The 16564-nt window shown below is 65.1% G+C and carries 13 protein-coding genes; 9 read left to right on the forward strand and 4 right to left on the reverse strand.

All coding sequences use genetic code 11. From position 1 onward, the window contains the following. Window positions 1-40: 40 nt before the first annotated feature. Genes LRS08_RS04860 through LRS08_RS04870 form a run of 3 tightly spaced genes read left to right on the forward strand, consistent with a single transcriptional unit; the run spans window position 41 to window position 2459 of the window. Window positions 41-691, forward strand: a complete 651-nt coding sequence (locus LRS08_RS04860; protein WP_257844695.1) for a lasso peptide biosynthesis B2 protein — start codon at window positions 41-43, stop codon at window positions 689-691. Then, window positions 691-1935: an asparagine synthase-related protein gene (locus LRS08_RS04865; RefSeq protein ID WP_257844694.1), complete on the forward strand. Its 1245-nt coding sequence runs from the start codon at window positions 691-693 to the stop codon at window positions 1933-1935. The genes LRS08_RS04860 and LRS08_RS04865 overlap by 1 nt, the downstream gene beginning before the upstream one ends. Then, window positions 1851-2459 carry an asparagine synthase-related protein gene (locus tag LRS08_RS04870; RefSeq protein WP_257844693.1) on the forward strand — a complete coding sequence of 203 codons (609 nt, stop codon included), beginning with the start codon at window positions 1851-1853 and terminating at the stop codon, window positions 2457-2459. The genes LRS08_RS04865 and LRS08_RS04870 overlap by 85 nt, the downstream gene beginning before the upstream one ends. Here the strand turns inward: LRS08_RS04870 and LRS08_RS04875 are convergent. From LRS08_RS04875 to LRS08_RS04890, 4 genes are all read right to left on the reverse strand, one after another. Next, entirely contained in the window at window positions 2449-4572 is a 2124-nt protein-coding gene (locus tag LRS08_RS04875) for an Atxe2 family lasso peptide isopeptidase (protein ID WP_409456275.1), read from the reverse strand. The two genes, LRS08_RS04870 and LRS08_RS04875, sit on opposite strands and share 11 nt — an antisense overlap. Then, window positions 4566-7079, reverse strand: coding sequence for a TonB-dependent receptor (locus LRS08_RS04880; protein ID WP_257844690.1), 2514 nt, complete (start codon window positions 7077-7079; stop codon window positions 4566-4568). The genes LRS08_RS04875 and LRS08_RS04880 overlap by 7 nt, the downstream gene beginning before the upstream one ends. A gap of 144 nt (window positions 7080-7223) precedes the next feature. Beyond that, window positions 7224-8285, reverse strand: coding sequence for a FecR domain-containing protein (locus LRS08_RS04885; RefSeq protein ID WP_260481394.1), 1062 nt, complete (start codon window positions 8283-8285; stop codon window positions 7224-7226). Next, the gene (locus tag LRS08_RS04890) at window positions 8231-8818 is read right to left on the reverse strand and encodes an RNA polymerase sigma factor (protein WP_224921296.1); all 588 of its coding nucleotides are present in this window, start codon (window positions 8816-8818) and stop codon (window positions 8231-8233) included. The genes LRS08_RS04885 and LRS08_RS04890 overlap by 55 nt, the downstream gene beginning before the upstream one ends. 464 nt (window positions 8819-9282) lie before the next feature. Here LRS08_RS04890 and LRS08_RS04895 point away from each other — a divergent pair, with 464 nt between their 5' ends. From LRS08_RS04895 to LRS08_RS04920, 6 genes are all read left to right on the forward strand, one after another. After that, on the forward strand, window positions 9283-9666 hold the full coding sequence (locus tag LRS08_RS04895) for a hypothetical protein (protein ID WP_224921295.1): 384 nt from the start codon (window positions 9283-9285) through the stop codon (window positions 9664-9666). Between the two features lie 93 nt (window positions 9667-9759). Then, a complete protein-coding gene (locus tag LRS08_RS04900) occupies window positions 9760-10968 on the forward strand; it encodes a TolC family protein (RefSeq protein ID WP_224921294.1) in 1209 nt (402 codons plus the stop codon). Continuing rightward, window positions 10968-12218: an efflux RND transporter periplasmic adaptor subunit gene (locus tag LRS08_RS04905; protein WP_224921293.1), complete on the forward strand. Its 1251-nt coding sequence runs from the start codon at window positions 10968-10970 to the stop codon at window positions 12216-12218. The genes LRS08_RS04900 and LRS08_RS04905 overlap by 1 nt, the downstream gene beginning before the upstream one ends. Window positions 12219-12229: 11 nt before the next feature. After that, window positions 12230-15406, forward strand: coding sequence for an efflux RND transporter permease subunit (locus LRS08_RS04910; protein WP_257844687.1), 3177 nt, complete (start codon window positions 12230-12232; stop codon window positions 15404-15406). A 2-nt stretch (window positions 15407-15408) separates the two neighbouring features. After that, window positions 15409-15831, forward strand: a complete 423-nt coding sequence (locus LRS08_RS04915; protein ID WP_260481395.1) for a hypothetical protein — start codon at window positions 15409-15411, stop codon at window positions 15829-15831. Window positions 15832-15860: 29 nt separating this feature from the next. Continuing rightward, complete coding sequence (locus LRS08_RS04920; RefSeq protein ID WP_224921290.1) at window positions 15861-16556, forward strand: HupE/UreJ family protein; 696 nt, start codon at window positions 15861-15863, stop codon at window positions 16554-16556. The last annotated feature ends 8 nt before the right edge of the window (window positions 16557-16564 follow it).

Raw genomic sequence — 16564 nt, forward strand, 5'->3', positions numbered from 1 at the left:
CGCGCAGCCTTGGCTGCGCGCCGTTTCGCTATTCGCGAAAATGACAGGCTATGCTCTGCGCAAGGGACTGACATTCTGCCGTGTCGACGGCCGCTTCGTGTTCCTCGACTTGCCCCGCGATCGATATTTCTGCCTGAGTCCGGCCGCGGACCAGGCATTTCTCGATGTGACCGCCGGAGGTTCGCCCGTGTGGGTCGCGGCGGCGCTGCGAGATGGCCTGCTCCGCGAGGCTGCCGACGACACGCGCCCGGTTGCGTGTGTCCCGCCGGCCCCGCCGCGCGGGTCGCTGCACGAGAGCAACCAGATCGTCAGCCGGACGAGCGTGCTCGGGGCACTCACCCGCCGCGCGGCAAGTCGGGTCTGGCTTCGCGCACGCCCGCTCAAGGCGGTGCTGGATCGGGTGCAGGAGCGAAAATCGTCGAGAGCGGGCGTGGAATTGTCTGTGGCTCAGATCTCGCGGCTCGCTGCGGCCTATCGTCGCGCCGGAATGCTCGTATCCGCGCATGACCAATGCCTCGCGACCTCGCTCGCGGTCGCCTGGCAGCTCGCCAGCCTCGGGGCAACGCCCGACCTCATCCTGGGCGTGAAGCTGCATCCTTTCCAGGCGCATTGCTGGGTGCAGTTGGGCGATGTGGTCGTGAACGACCAGCTCGATGCTGTGCGCTTGTTCACCCCCATCCTGGTCGTGTGATGGCGGGGCAATATCTCGCCGTCCTCGGTGCCGACTCGCCCGATGGAGCCGTCGCGGCAAACCGTGTTCGCGCGCTCTGCAACCGTCGCGCCGACCTCGGCATTGTCGTCGATCAGCCCGACTTGCTGCTGATCGCGACGAACGATCTGCCGACGCTCCCGGTCGGACGCGACGAGGGGGCGGTTCTCGGTCAGCTTTACTCAAGAAGCACCGGCGCGCGGGTGAAAAGTCTCGATGGCGGCTGGAAGCACGCGATCCCCGTGTCGAATGGCAGCACACTGACCCAAGAGTTCTGGGGAAGCTACGTCGCATTCGTGCGCGGCGCCCGCGCGCGGCAATGGTCGGTGGTGCGCGCGCCGTTCGGTGCGTTGTCTTGTCTGATGACGCGCCTCGGCGCCGCCCTACTGGTCGCCTCCGACTTGGGGTTGCTCGCGGAGGCAGGCTGGACGCCGCAAGGCGTGGCCTGGGATCAGGTCGCGTCGCATCTCGCCATGCGCGACCTGCGCCGCGCTGCGACCTGCCTCATCGGGGTGGAGGAATTACTGGGCGGCGATCGCATGACCCTGGCAGATGGCAAGATCGCGCTCGACCGAATCTGGACGCCCTGGAAGCAGGCCGAGCGCTGCGGATCGGTGGCCAGTCGCGCCCTCGCCGTGGAGGCCGTCCAACAGGCTGTTCTGAATGCCGTCCGCTCGACCGTTTCGCGCGCTACACATCCGCTGCTCCTGCTGTCCGGCGGACTCGATTCGTCGATCGTTGCGGCCTCGCTCTCGGCGCTCGAGCGTCCGTTCAGCTGTCTGAACCTGGCAAGCGCGGGTGCGATCGGCGACGAGCGCGACTATGCGAGGCTCGTCGCCGACGCGCTGGGCGTGGAGCTCCTCGTGGCGCAGTGGGACGTGCGCGACGTCGATGTCACACGCTCGGCTGCCGCAGACATGCCCAATCCGTCTGCGCGCAGTTTCATGCAAGCGTCCGATCATTTGACGAGTGCCGCCGCTGCCCGAGCGGGTGCCGACCTGATCATCGACGGCGGCGGCGGCGACAATGTCTTTGCGCACTGCAATCGGTCGCACCCGTTGCCGACGCGATGCTGCACGGCGAGCCCTTCCGCAGGACGCTGGCTGTGGCGGGCACGATGGCAGGGCTGGCGCAGACAAGCGTGTCCAACGTGCTACTGCGCGCTGTCCGTCGTGCCTATTTCCGCTCGGCGGCCTATCGCTGGTCGCCGGAATTGCGCTTTCTGAGCCGGGCAGCGCAATTCGGCGCGAGCGTGGCGGCCGCGCACCCCTGGCTCGAGCCCCCGCGCGGCAGCACGCCCGGCACGGCGGCGCATATTGCGATGGTCGTTGCGGCGCAAAGCTGGGCGGAGGTGGGTGAACCCCGGGCGCTGGCCAGCGCTTCCCCGCTCGTTGCCCAGCCGGTGGTCGAGGTTTGCCTTCGCGTGCCCAGTTGGTGGTGGTTCGCCGAAGGCAGGAATCGCGCCGTCGCTCGCGAGGCATTCGAAGGGATGCTGCCCAACGAAACGCTCAGGCGGTCGTCAAAGGGATCGCCCGACAGCTTCGTCGCCGAACTGTTCGAACTGAACCGGCCTATGCTTCGCGCGATGCTGCTGGACGGCAGGCTGCGCGCGGAAGGCATTCTCGATGCACAGGCCGTCGAGCAGGTGCTGGCCGATCCGCGCCCGGCTGTCGGTGCGGATTATCGCCGCATCATGCGACTGGCCGATGTCGAGGCCTGGGCGGCGAACTGGACAGCATCTATTGCTTGATGCGCGCCCGATCGCGGCGATCGCGCATTGCCTGCCAGCGTGCGAATTCTTCGCGCTTTTCTGGGTCGGGGTCGATGCGCCCGGCGAGCCAGAAGCCGAACCAGTCGAGGTTGCGCGCGTAGATGGCCAGACGATGCGCGGGCTGCCATTTGATATGATGCTCGCCCGGAAAGACGTACATGTCGACCGGCTTGCCATGCTCGCGCAGCGCGGTGAACGCCTCCAAGCTCGTCAGATATTCATCGTCCGCCAGTTGCATGAGCAAAGGCGTGTCGATCGCCGCCGCATTCTGGGCGATCGAGGCCGGTGCCCAGAAGGATCGATCCGATGCCGTAGCCGGCGGGTAGCCGAGCGCGCGCATGCGATCGGCATAGGCGGGACCGACGACCGTCATCACGGTCCAGGGTTCGATGCAGCATGAGCTCATCGCCGCCGCCGCAAACCGGTCGGTGTTGATGAGCGCGAACGCCACCGTGCTCGCGCCGTCGCTAAGACCGGTGATGCCGATCCGCGCGGGATCGGCGATCCCCAGATCGATCACCCGCTGCACGCCCTTCGTGACGGCCGACAACAGGCTGCGGCGCTCGCTCCAGCCGCGGGCGTTGGCAGCGTTGAGATCCTCATAGGTCTTGAGGGCCGGATTGGCTGCCGCGAAGAAGGGAGGGCGCTCGATGCTGAGCACGGCAAAGCCGCGCGCGGCAAAGGCATGGATCGGATATTCGTCGCCAGTCGCGCCGCGCAGGAACCCGTTGCTGAAATATTGCGTCACGATCAGCGGGAGGCGCGTGCCCGGACGGTAGCCGGGGGGAAGCACGAGGTCGCCGCGCGCTTCGAGGCCAAGGTCATTCTTCCAGAACAGTCGGACCACGCGGCCAAGGCGAAGTCGCGAGAATTCCGGGTTCGGATCGTAAAGGAGGCGCGATTGCCCGGTGCGGGGGTCGAGGATGACGAGGCGCCGGGGCACCGTCGCTGCCTCGCGTGTGCAGACCAGTTGTGCGGCGAAGAGCAAGCAGCCGTCGAGGATATCCGTCGTGGCGAAAACGCGCTTTGGCGGTCCGGCACCCGGCGTCCAGCGATAAAGCGCCATCTCGCCGCGTGCCCAGCCTTCGCGCTGAAGGAACAACAGCGGCCCGCCGCCTGGAAGCCACCACATCCCGACGATCTTGCCCAAACACGCACTCGGCGGGCAGGTGACGGTCGCACCGGAGGCGGCGGTTGCCCGCAGGACGAGCGGCCCGAGCGGCGAGGACGATTGCCGTTCGGTCCAGGCGCGCCGCCCGTCCGGTGCGTCCGCCCGCGGATCGGGCGGGACGCCCGGCACACCCTCGGCACTGATGCGCTCCCGCTCGCTCGCGCTGGCCGGGGACAGTTCGCGATCCGCCAACCCGATCTTGAAATACTCAAGCGGCGTCGATGCGCTGGGCTGCGGGCCGTTTCCCATGCTCGGTACGAAACGTTCGTCGTAATGGAAGCCGCGACGCGCTTCGCGATCCGCCGCCGAACGCTCGGCAAGCGTTCCGGGGCGGCTTGCGAAGACCAGCCCAGTGCCATCTGAAAGCCAGGCGAACCGCTCGACATCGACCGCCGAGCGGGTGAGCGGACGGCCCGGTCCGCCCGCCAAAGCCACAAGCCAAAGCTGCGTCGTTCCTCGATCTCGCCGCAGATAGGCGATCCAGCGGCCATCGGGCGACCATAAAGGCGTTACGACCTGTGGGAAGCCGGTCCGGGCGAAGAGACCGCGATAGACGCCAACGGACAGGATCGGGTCCCCGCCTTCATCGAGGAGCCTCGGCGCTGCGGCGGGCTTGATGTCGATCACCGCGAGGCCGCGACAGTAGCGGTTGGTGTCAAGGTCCGCCCGGCTGATGACAAAAGCGGCGCGTGTTCCATCGGGCGAGAGACCAAGTGGGCTTGGCCATCCGAGGATCGATCCGTCCGGCAGTCCGATGTCGCGCAGTCGCACGAGATCCTCGGGTGCGACAAGCCGCTGCGGCTGATCGACAGCTTGCTGGCGCGGCAACAGGTCGCATCGCGCCTCGGCTATCAACGGCAGCAGGAGCGCAGCGGCAGTGGTCAGCACACGTCGCCGATGTCCGGGTACGGCCACTACCATTTCTTCGACAGCCCGACGGCGATGAAGCGTCCGACCGGCGAATAGTTGGTCGAGTCGTAGGGCGTATCGTAATAAACCGACGTCGCGATCGTCGTCGGCGTCTCGTCGAAGATGTTCTGGACGGACAGCGACAATTCGATCCCGGCCAGCGGTCCCGCAGCGTTGGCGAACCGGTACCGCCCCGAGATGTCGACAGTGGTCATTCCGCCGATACGGACTGCGGTCGCCGGGCGCGTGTCGCGGACCTCGCCGATATGGCTGACCGTCGCCGCAATGCCCAGCGGTCCGTTATCCCAGCGGATCATTCCGCGCGCGCGCCATTGCGGCGGATTGAACAGCCTGCCGGCCAGTGGTTGAACCGGCTGGGCGGGCGCGAGCTGTTGCTCGCTGTCGAGATAACTCGCGTTGAGGCTCATCTCGATGGAGCCGCGCGCAACCGCCATCCGATAACGTAGCAGCGCATCGACACCGTGGATCGACTGTCGCCCCGCATTGATGTTCGCGCTGTCGATGATCGCGACGACCCGCGCCGGATCATAGGTTGAGCCCGTGGCGTTGATGAACTGGTCCGCACCGGCGATGAGCGCAGCCTGCTGGCCCGGCGTCGGGTTGAGGGTGATCTGGTCGCGATAAATCGGGTTGGACAATGCCTGCGAGAGCAGCAGGATCGGATTGACGATGCGATCCACATAGCGCGTCGAGAAATAGCTCAGCTCAAGCGTCGCGCCCGCAAGCGAAGGCGGATGGAGTGCGATCGTCGCTGACCAGCTCCTCGCCTTCTCTGGCTTGAGCGCCGGATTGCCCCCCGCCCGTAACAGCGCGGATGAACCGGACGGATAGCCAACGCCGCCGAAACTCGTGACCGGATAGAGCAGTGCCTGCCCGACCTGATATTGCTGGATGAAGCTGGGTGCGCGGAACGACCGGCCCCAGGTCGCCTTCAGATCGAGGCTGTCCGATGGCGAATAGACGATCCCCAATTTTGGGGTGACGACGTCGGCTACGCCACGATAGCGCTCATAGCGGATCGCACCGCTCAGGTTGAGGTGCCGGATCAGCGGAATCTGCTGATCGGGCGAAATGACTGGCAAGCTCAATTCGCCATAGGCGTAGAAGATGTCCTGCGAGGCATCGATGTTCTGGATCGCGCCCGCGCCGCGAAACAGCGCGAAATCGTTGAACCGCACACCCGCCCCCAGCGCGAGTTTTGCCGGCCCGCCCGGAAGCGCGATCAGGGGTCCGTCGGCGGAGAGTTCGCCGGTGGTCGAGCGATTGTCGTAGCGTCCCCCAGCGGTGCTGGCGAAGGCATTGTTGACGAAGGTGTCTCCCCGAAAGGCCGTGCTGCTTTCACCAAAGCTGCCGGTGAGATTCACCCGCCACAGGTCCAGTGACCAGCGCAGGCTGGCGGCCAGCGCGTGGGATTCGGCCTCGAAGCTTTGCGTCGTTCGGCTGACTGCAAGGTCGCCCGCAAAATTGAGCGGATATGTCGTCGCACTGGTGCGGTGATTATAGAGCGCGTCGGCCTCGATCGAGAGGGCGTCCGTCAGTCGTTGATGACCGCTGGCGGTAACGGCATGGCGCGTGCTCGCGGGGAGCAGCGTGATGCCGGGACGCGAGGCGGCATAATCGCGGTCGGCCGCGCTGATCGCGGTGTTGTCGGCATATTCATAGGTGATGAAGGCGCTGCCGCTGTCCCAGCGACCGCCCGCGATCGCGCCATATTGCTGCTGGAAATTGCCGCCCTCGGTCGAGCCGCCGATGCGCGCGCGTGTCTCGATCCCGTCGAAATCGCGCTTGAGGACGACGTTGACCACCCCGCCAACGGCGTCAGAGCCATAGAGCGCCGAAGCGCCGTCGGCGACGATTTCGATGCGGTCGACCGCCGCCAGGGGAATCGCCGAGACATCGACGCCTTGCCGCGCCGAATCATAAGGGAGGCGGCGGCCGTTAAGGATCGTCAGCGTTGCGTCGCTGCCAAGTCCGCGCAGGTTGAACGACGATCCCCCGCCGACATTTCCGCCGGTGCTGGAAGGGACATTGAAGCCCACGCCCGGATTCTGCCCGCCGCCATAACTTTGCGGCACGCTGCGTGCGACCTCGCCAAGGTCCGACTGGCCGGCATCGCGTATTGCTTGCTGGTCCAGCCGGACGACCGGAGACGCCACCGGCGCTCCGCGAATACGGCTGCCGGTCACAACGACCTCAGACTCGCCTGCCTGTTGCGCAGTCTCCCGCGAAGCGGAATCCCGCTCGATGATCAGACCCGTAGCGATGACGCGATAGCGCAGACCCGAGCCGGCAAGCAGGGCATTCAGCGCCTCTTCGGCGGTGTGATCCCCGTCCAGGGCAGGCGCGTCCTTGCCGTTGACCAGGATGGAAGGCGCGATGATGCTACGGCCGGATGCAATGGCGACTGCGCGTAGCGATTCAGCCAGTGATTGTGCCGGAAGACGGTAGGTCTGTCGCCCGGAGGCTTGCGCCGATGCCGGGGCCGAACCCAGGATCAAGGCGGCTGTGCATGTCGAAATCGAAGTCGCGAACGCCGCGTTGCGCAATATTGTCATCGTCAAGTGCCCCTGCGCGACGCCGACGTGGCATCGCTTGGGGGCTTCGACACCAGGGGCGTCGCCTACCCTGGGAATTTTTTTCGGCTATCGACGCCGAGACAGGATGAGGGTGCCGCGATCGGCGAGCGCGACGTCAAGATTGAAGGTTGCCGCCAGCATTTGGGCAAGCTCACGGGGCTTTGTTGCGGCGAAGGTGCCGGTGAACCGCAACGCGCCCAACTTGGGGTCCGCCAGCCGGATCTGTTGGTCATTGTAGCGGTTCGTGGCTGCCACCACCTGCGCGAGCGGTGCGTCCTCGAAGGACAGCATGCCCGAGGTCCACCGCATGTCCGACTCCCGAAGCGGCACCGGCGATCCAGCCGGGGTTTGCGGCTCGAGTGCAAGCTGCTGGCCAGGACGCAGCAATCGGCCCTTGCCGACCGTTTCGCCTGTCCAAGTCACGGCTGTGCGGACCTCGACCGATCCGCGCAGGAGCGACACGGTCATCCGCCGTGCCTGCTGTTCGACATCGAACAAGGTTCCGTGCGCAATGATTAAGCCGCCATCCGACTGGACAACGAACGGCCGCGCCGTGTCATGCGCCACGTCGAAACGAGCACGCCCCCGACGAAGCAACAATCTTCGTTCGCCATCCGTATAGGCCACCAGGAGCAGGCTGTCGGTGTCGAGCGTCACGCGCGAGCCATCGGAAAGCGTGGTGGTGCGGATCTCACCGAGCCGGCTGGCGATCTCGGTCGGCTCGACTGCCCTCGACCAAGGCCCATCGAGCCGCGACATGCCGATGCCTGCAAAGATGACAAGGAGGACAGCCGCCGCCGCTGCGAAGGCCAATGTCGGGCGGCGCCGATCCACAGCCCGGGCAGTTTGGCGCCGCGCCGGTTCAGCGGCAGGCGTCTGCGCCGCCAGGGCCATGTTCTCCCAGTTTGCGAGAACCTCGTCATAGATGTCGGCATGTCGCGGATCGGCGGCGTACCAGGCCTCGAAATCCTCATGATGGTCCGCGCTGTCAGGCGCGCGCAGACGCGCCAGCCAGGTGACAGCGGTCGCCCGGATGGTATCGTCCGGGCTGGGTGCCTCCCCGGCCTCGGATGTCAACGCGACCTCAGCACGTGGTCGAGACGCGCGATTGCCTTCGTCATGTGCCATTCGACGCCTTTTACGCTCAATCCCATCCGCTTGGCGATATCGCTATAGCTGACGCCATCGACGCGGTGGGCCAGGAATATCTCGCGGGTCTTCGGATTAAGCCGCATCAGGGCGCCTTGGAGCCGGTTGAGTAGATCACGCGCCTCCAGCGCCGCGATCATGTCTGGCCCGGCGAGCGATTCCTCATCCGCAGGGACGTGCTGGGCGAGCGATCGCTGCAAGGCGGTCCTCGCGCGACTGCGAAGCAGGTTCGTCGCGATACGGTTGAGATAGGCTTCGGGTTGCTCGATCGTCCGGTCCTTCGTCGCCGACGCATCGACGAGCCGGGCGAAGCTCTCCTGCACCAGATCTCCCACATCCTGCCGATCCGTCCGGCGCGCGAAGTAGCGATGCAGCCGCGGCGCCTGAGTCTGGTACAAGTCGTTCAGCGCCAGGACCGATCCGGCCGCGACCCGATTATCGGGCGGCAATGGATCGCCCTCGGCCAGGCGAGGCGAGGTCAATGCGTTCAAAACATCGGGGATCAGGCGCATCGCGATACCCGATCCCGAGGGTATGGCGGACCACTCGCCCGAAAAAATCTGATCAGTCCAATATCCATCGCCGACTCGCCCGTTTCGAGGCGACGCCGGCGGAAGCCGGGTGTTGAGAAGCACGCTTGAGTCGTGCGCCGACGCCTTTGGCCGCAAGCGGCTTGGACATGCGCGTCGGCCACCCGGCCGCGTCGATGGCGGGTCATTCTTCCCAAGCGAGGTTCTCAAGCCTCGGCGCCGCCCTCGCGGCACCCGAGCAGACTAACAGCCTGACTCGAAGAAGCAACTCCGGCAGGGTCGGTTGAATGCGCGCCAAATGCCCGCCTTGGTAGATCTTATCACCTTTGCTTGGATGGCTTGGGTTGCTGCTCGCGAACCCGCGAACCACATTCGAAGACTCCGTCGAGATTTTTGGCACTAGTCGCCGATTGCCCCGCTTCGCCCAGGATGCTACGGGCCGGTATATGGGGCGCATCCTGTCAGCCTTGCTCATTCTCGTCCTGGCGCTTTCGCACGGGCCGATGGGCGCGGCCGTGCCTCATCTTGACGGTTCGACGCATGAGCATGTTCGTGCGGTCGATGCCGACCACCACGATCATCACAATGACGATCCTGCGGCCGTTGACGCGCAATCTGCTCAGACTGATGCAGCCCCCGACCGGTCGAACGATCTGGACAAGGCAACGCAGGGATCGGGCTATCATACTCACGTCGCCGCTGATGGTGTCCCGGGCAGCTCAATAAGCCTGCTTGCGAGCGCCAGCGACAAAGTCCGGCGGCAGCCCCTCGATGACGCCCGTCTGCGCTCGACAACGCTGGAACCACTCCCCGAACCACCGTCAGCCTGACCCTAGCCGTCCCGCGGCCTGCGTTCGCGCGCGCCGCTGACCGATAGGATCAGGAGATTTCAGATGCATTCCCCGTTCAGGGCCGCGCTTGTCGTGGCTGTCTGTCTGCCATCGGCAGCGCTGGCTCAGGCACAGCCGCTGACGCTCGACGACGCAATCCGGCGCACGCTTGCCGCCGCACCGCAAACCGCCTCCACCGCCGCCCGGATCGAGGCGCAGACCGCCGCGCGCACCGCCGCCGGACTGGGTCCGCAACCGACGATCGAAGTCACGACTGAAAACTTCGGCATTCCGAGCGGCGACCTCTATGATCAGTTTCAGGTCACTGCCACCTACAGCCAGCGCATCGAACGCGGCGGCAAGCGCGAAGCGCGCGTTGCCGTCGTCGATCGCGATATGGACGTGACGCGCGCTGAGGCGATCGTCGTTCGGCTAGACGTCATTGCACAGGTCCAGCGTCTTTATGTCGAGGTACAGGCGACCGAGGCGCAGATCGGTATCGCCAGGCAGCGGCTGACGATGGCCCGGATGGTCGAGGCCGAAGTGAAGCGCCGCGTCGCTTCAGCCAAAGACCCGCTGTTCGCCGGAATGCGCGCGACCACCAGTGTGTCCGAAGCCAGCGTCGATGTGGAACTTGCGATTCACGCCCGCGACGCCGCGCTGAAGCGACTGGCGGCAATGTGGGGCGGTGCATCGGCTGGTCTATCGGTCCCGACCAGCGACTTTCTGTCGTTCAAGCACGAGCCCGTCGGCGCGGCGGGGGCAGCCCCGGCGGACCTTGCCGTTTTTGTGGCGCGCGGCGCGCGTGCTGATGCAGCGATCAACCTTCAGGTCGCGAATGCCAAGCGCGATCCCACAATCTCTGCGGGACCGCGCTTCATTGGCACCGGTGATGTCGCACTGGTCGCTGGCGTCTCATTGCCGCTGGGAGGACGTCGCATATCAGACGCACGATTAGCCGAAGCCCAGGCCGACCGACGGCGGGTCGAGGCCGATCTGGCGGTTGAGCGCTTCACCCGCGAACGGACGATCGCGCTGGCCGTCGAGAAGGTCGAGGAAACCGCGCATGAGGCGGAGGCGATCCGCGATCAGGTCATTCCGAACGCCGACCTCACTCTGATGGAGGTCCGCGTCGGCTATAATCGCGGATTCTTCAGCTATGTCGATGTGTCGGCGGCGCAAACGACGCTCGCCAATGCCCGCGCCCGGATGGTCGATGCCGTGCGCCGTCACCATGAGGCCAGGGTCGAACTCGACCGACTGACCGGCCGCTTCACCGAACTCGCCAAGGGGGATTTCTGATGGCCCGCATCCACGCCGCGCTCGCCGCAGCGCTTATCCTGCCGTTGCCGCTGATCGCGTGTGGCGGCGAATCTGCAACCGAGAACACGGCGTCCGAAGCGGAGGGCGCACCCGCCGCCGATTATGAACGCGGGCCGCATAATGGCCGCATGCTGCGCGACGGGAATTTCGCGGTCGAGATGACGATTTTCGAGGATGGCGTGCCGCCCGAATTTCGCATCTATGCCTATCGCGACGACAAGCCGGTCGCACCGGGCGAAGTACAGCTATCGGTCGCGCTGGGAAGGCTGGACGGCGAGGTCAACCGCTTCGCCTTCAAACCGGAGGCGGATTATCTGCGCGGTGATGGCCGGGTGGTCGAGCCGCACAGCTTCGACGTGACTGTCGTCGCGCGCGAAGGCGGGCGCACCCACCGGTGGAAATATGATTCGTTCGAAGGCCGCGTGTCGATGCCCGCCGCCGCCGCCCGTGCGGCGGGCCTTGCATTTGAAAATGCCGGACCCGCAGAGATTGGCGAGGCGCTCGAATTGATCGGACGGGTCGAGCTCGACCCTTCGGCCACGGCGGAGGTTGGAGCCAAATTCCCTGGCCGCGTCGTCTCGGCATCGTTGAACGTGGGCGATCGCGTGCGGCGCGGGCAAGTGCTGGCGCGGGTCGAGAGCAATGAAAGCATGCAGATCTATTCGGTGACCGCGCCGATCAGCGGCGTCATCACCGAACGGCGCACCAACCCCGGCGATGTCGCGGGAAGCGATCCGATCTATGTGATCGCCGACCCATCCCGGACGACCGCCGCCTTCCCGGTGTTTCCGCGCGACATGGAGCGGGTCCGCGCTGGCGCGCCCGTTCAACTCAGCCTGCTTGAGGGCAATCGCACGATCGGCTCGACCATCCGCGATTTTCGCCCGGTGGCCGATCCCATGACGGGTGCGCTCGTTGCCCGCGCGCCGCTCGCCAACCGGGACGGGTTCTGGCGACCGGGAATGAGCGTCAAGGGCGTGCTGACCGTCGACCAGCGTCAGGTGCCGCTGGCGGTCAAGACCGAGGGGTTGCAGGCATTCCGCGATTTCACCGTCGTGTTCGCCAAAGTCGGTGACACCTATGAGGTGCGGATGCTGGAATTGGGGACGCGCGGCCCGGTGTGGACCGAGGTCAAGTCCGGCATCAAGCCCGGCCAGAGCTACGTCACCAAGGGCAGCTACGTCATCAAGGCGGATATCGAAAAATCCGGCGCCAGCCACGATCACTGAGGAACACGGCCATGCTTGAACGCATCATAAGGCTGTCGATCCGACAGCGCTGGGCCGTTCTGATCGCAGCGTTGCTGCTAATCGGTATCGGCATCTACTCGTTTGGACGGCTCAAGATCGACGCCGTTCCCGACATTACCAACGTCCAGGTGCAGGTGAACACGCCCGCACCGGGATTTTCGCCGATGGAAGCGGAACAGCGCATCACCTATCCGGTGGAAACGGCGCTGGCCGGCCTGCCCGATCTGGAGTTCACCCGATCGGTTTCGCGCGCGGGCCTCAGCCAGGTGACGGTCGTCTTCAAGGACGGCACCGACATCTATTTCGCGCGGCAGCTGGTCAATGAACGGCTGCAAGGCGCACGCGAGGCGCTGCCGCCGACCGTCGAACCGGCAATGGGTCCGATCGCGACGGGTCTGGGCGAAATCTTCATGTACACGCTGGAGGCAAAGCCAGGCGCGGTGAAGCCGGACGGTTCGCGCTATACGGCGCAGGATTTGCGTACGCTGCACGACTGGGTCGTGCGACCGCAATTGCGCAACGTGCCGGGCGTGACCGAGGTCAACTCGATCGGCGGCTATCGCAAGCAGTTCGTGATCGCTCCGATTCCAGCGCGACTGTCGGCCTATGGGCTGAGCGTCACCGAACTGACCGAGGCGCTGGAGAAGAACAACGCCAATGTCGGCGCGGGCTATCTCGAACGATCCGGCGCACAATATGTCATCCGCGTGCCGGGGCAGGCGACCGATCGAGCCGACCTGTCCGGGGTCATCGTGGCGTCGCGCAATGGTACGCCGGTGCGGGTCGCCGACGTCGCGGATGTCTCGATCGGATCGGAAATCCGGCAGGGCGCGGCGACCAAGGACGGGCGCGAAGTGGTGCTCGGCACTATCTTCATGCTGGTCGGCGAGAATGCGCGCGAGGTCAGCGTCTCGGTCGCGGAGCGGCTGGAAACGGTCAACAAATCGCTTCCCGCCGGGGTCGTCGCGGTCACCATGTATGACCGCTCAAAGCTGGTTGAAGCGACGATCGGCACGGTCGAAAAGAATCTGGCCGAAGGCGCGCTGCTCGTCATCGTCGTGCTGTTCCTGCTGCTCGGCAATATTCGCGCCGCGCTGATTACGGCGGCGGTGATCCCGATCACCTTCATGATGACGATCACCGGCATGGTCGCGGGGGACATTTCGGGCAATCTGATGAGCCTGGGCGCGCTTGACTTCGGCCTCATCGTCGATGGTGCCGTCATCATCGTCGAGAACTGCTTGCGCCGGTTCGGCGAGGCACAGCATCGGCTTGGACGGCTGCTGACCAGGGAAGAGCGGTTCGACATCGCGGCATCGGCTTCCTCCGAAGTGGTGCGGCCCAGCCTGTTCGGCATCGCGATCATCACGATCGTGTATCTGCCGATCTTCGCGCTGACCGGGGTGGAGGGGAAGACGTTCCACCCGATGGCGATCACGGTGGTGCTGGCGCTGACGGCGGCGGCGATCCTGTCGCTCACCTTCGTGCCCGCAGCCGTGGCAACTTTCGTGAGCGGCAAGGTCAGCGAAAAGGAGAGCGCAGCGATCCGGGCGGCCAAACGCTGGTATGCGCCCTTGATCGACTGGGCGCTGAAGGCGCGCATCGCTGTGCTGGTAGGCGCGGTCGCGCTGGTTGCCCTGAGCGGCGTCGCGGCGACACGGCTGGGATCCGAGTTCATCCCCAATCTGGACGAAGGCGATATCGCACTGCACGCGCTACGCATCCCGGGCACCAGCCTCAGCCAGGCTGTGCAGATGCAATCTGCACTGGAGAACAGGATCAAGCGCTTCCCGGAAGTGCAGGACGTGTTTGCTAAGATCGGCACCGCCGATGTCGCGACCGATCCGGTGCCACCTTCGGTCGCCGACACATTCATCATCATGAAGCCCCGCGACCAATGGCCCGATCCACGCAAGACGAAGGCGCAACTGGTCGATGAAATGAACGCGGGCATTCAACGCGACGTGCCGGGTTCGCGCTATGAGTTCATCCAGCCGATCCAGATGCGGTTCAACGAATTGATTGCGGGCGTGCGGTCGGACGTGGCGATCAAGATCGTCGGCGACGATCTCGACGAACTGGCCGCAGCGGCGGAGCGGGTCGTGGGCATCGTCACAGCGATTGACGGCGCACAAGATGTTCAGGCCGAGCAGGTCACCGGCCTGCCGTTTCTGGAGATCATTCCCGATCGCCAGCGGTTGAGCCAGCTGGGACTCAACATCGCCGATGTCCAGTCGGTCGTGTCCGCCGCCACCGCAGGCACCGAGGCGGGGCAAATCTTCGAGGGCGACCGGCGCTTCGACATCGTCGTTCGCTTGCCCGAGGCGATGCGGCAGGATCGCTCCATCATCGACCGGCTGCCGATCCCGCTGCCGGGCGGCGGCGAAGGGCTGCGCGACAGCGTGCCGCTATCCGAAGTGGCGACGATCCGCGAGACAACGGGTCCAAACCAGATCAGTCGCGAGGATGGCAAGCGGCGTGCGGTGGTCACCGTCAACGTGCGCGGTCGCGACCTCGGCTCGTTCATTGCCGAGGTCCAGGAAAAGGTCGCAGCCCAGGCCGAACTGCCGGAAGGCTATTGGGTCGATTATGGTGGCACATTCGAGCAGCTTCAATCCGCGTCGGCACGGCTCCAGATCGTCGTACCGCTGACGTTGCTGCTGATCCTCGGCCTGCTGTTCCTGCTGTTCGGCTCGCTCAAGGATGCGGGCATCGTGTTCTCCGGCGTGCCGCTGGCGCTGACCGGAGGCGTGCTCGCGTTGTTGTTGCGGGATATCCCGTTTTCGATCTCGGCGGGCGTGGGCTTCATCGCGCTGTCCGGCGTCGCGGTGCTCAATGGCGTGGTGATGCTGAGTTTCATCCGCCAACTTCGCGAGGAAGGAATGGGCCTCGACGACGCGATCCGCGAAGGGGCGCTGACCCGCCTGCGACCGGTGTTGATGACGGCGCTGGTCGCGTCGCTCGGCTTTGTCCCGATGGCACTCAATGTCGGGATCGGCTCGGAAGTGCAGCGCCCGTTGGCAACAGTGGTTATCGGCGGGATCATCTCGTCGACGCTGCTGACGCTGGTCGTCCTGCCCGCGCTCTATCGCCTCGTACATCGTCGCCGGGCGGACGACGAAAATCCTGAAGCATCACCACACACCCAGCGCCTCGCGAAAGGATGACGATGATGAAGTCTGCAACCCGGCGACGGGTCTTTGGCGCGGCATTTGCCGTGCTCCTCTTGTCCGGCTGCACGAGTTTGGAGCCATTGCCGCTGCGACCCATCGCGATGACGGCCCCCGACGACCCCATCTCGATATTCTGGCTGCATGCCTATCAAGCGGGGGATGGCGTGCGCGTCGTTGGCAATATCCGACCGCGCAACGGCGTGTATCGAACGGGGCGGGGCCATCTGGACGTGACCGCGACCCTCGCCAATGTCAGCGATACGCGAACGATTGGCACCCGGCCCGGCCCGCTTCCCAGACGAGGGAAGGGCACGCGATCGTTCAGCGTCTTCTTCAACAAGCTGGATCGCCGGGACATCGTGCAACTTGCGGTGGAATATCATGAGGGCGCGCTGCACGCAGCCGTCGTGAAAGGATGATGATGCCTGCGAACACAATCCAGCGATGGATGTCTGATAAACGAACCGCGCTCCTGTTGCTGAGCGCCCTGCTGGTCCTGCTGCTCGCCGCCGTCGATGCGTTCGCGCATGGCGTCGAGGAAGGCGACAAGGGCTATATTCAGGAAAGCAGCGGGGTGCTGTTCATGCCTTTCCTGTATCTGGGGGCCAAGCATATGGTCACCGGATACGACCATCTGCTGTTCCTGTTCGGGGTCATCTTCTTCCTGTATCGGATGAAGGACATCGGCATCTACGTCACGCTGTTCGCGGTCGGCCATTCCACCACGATGCTGTTCGGCGTGCTGACCGGGATCAGCGCCAACGCCTATCTCATCGACGCGATCATTGGTCTGTCCGTCGTCTACAAGGCGCTCGATAATATGGGGGCGTTCCGGCGATGGTTCGGCGTTCAGCCAAATACCAAAGCGGCAACTCTGATCTTCGGCTTCTTCCATGGCTTTGGACTGGCGACCAAAATCCTTGAGTTCGAGATGTCGCCGAACGGCCTGCTGCCCAATCTGATTGCGTTCAACATCGGTGTCGAAATCGGCCAGTTGCTCGCGCTCGGCGCGATCCTGATCGCGATGGGTTTCTGGCGTCGCACCCGCAGCTTCCAGCGCCATGCTTATGTCGCCAACGTAATCCTGATGACCGCTGGCTTCGTGCTGGTGGGCTACCAACTGACCGGCCTCGTCGCCGCCTGACCGGAGAA

The organism is Sphingomonas sp. J315, assembly GCF_024666595.1.
Classification (GTDB): Bacteria; Pseudomonadota; Alphaproteobacteria; order Sphingomonadales; family Sphingomonadaceae; genus Sphingomonas.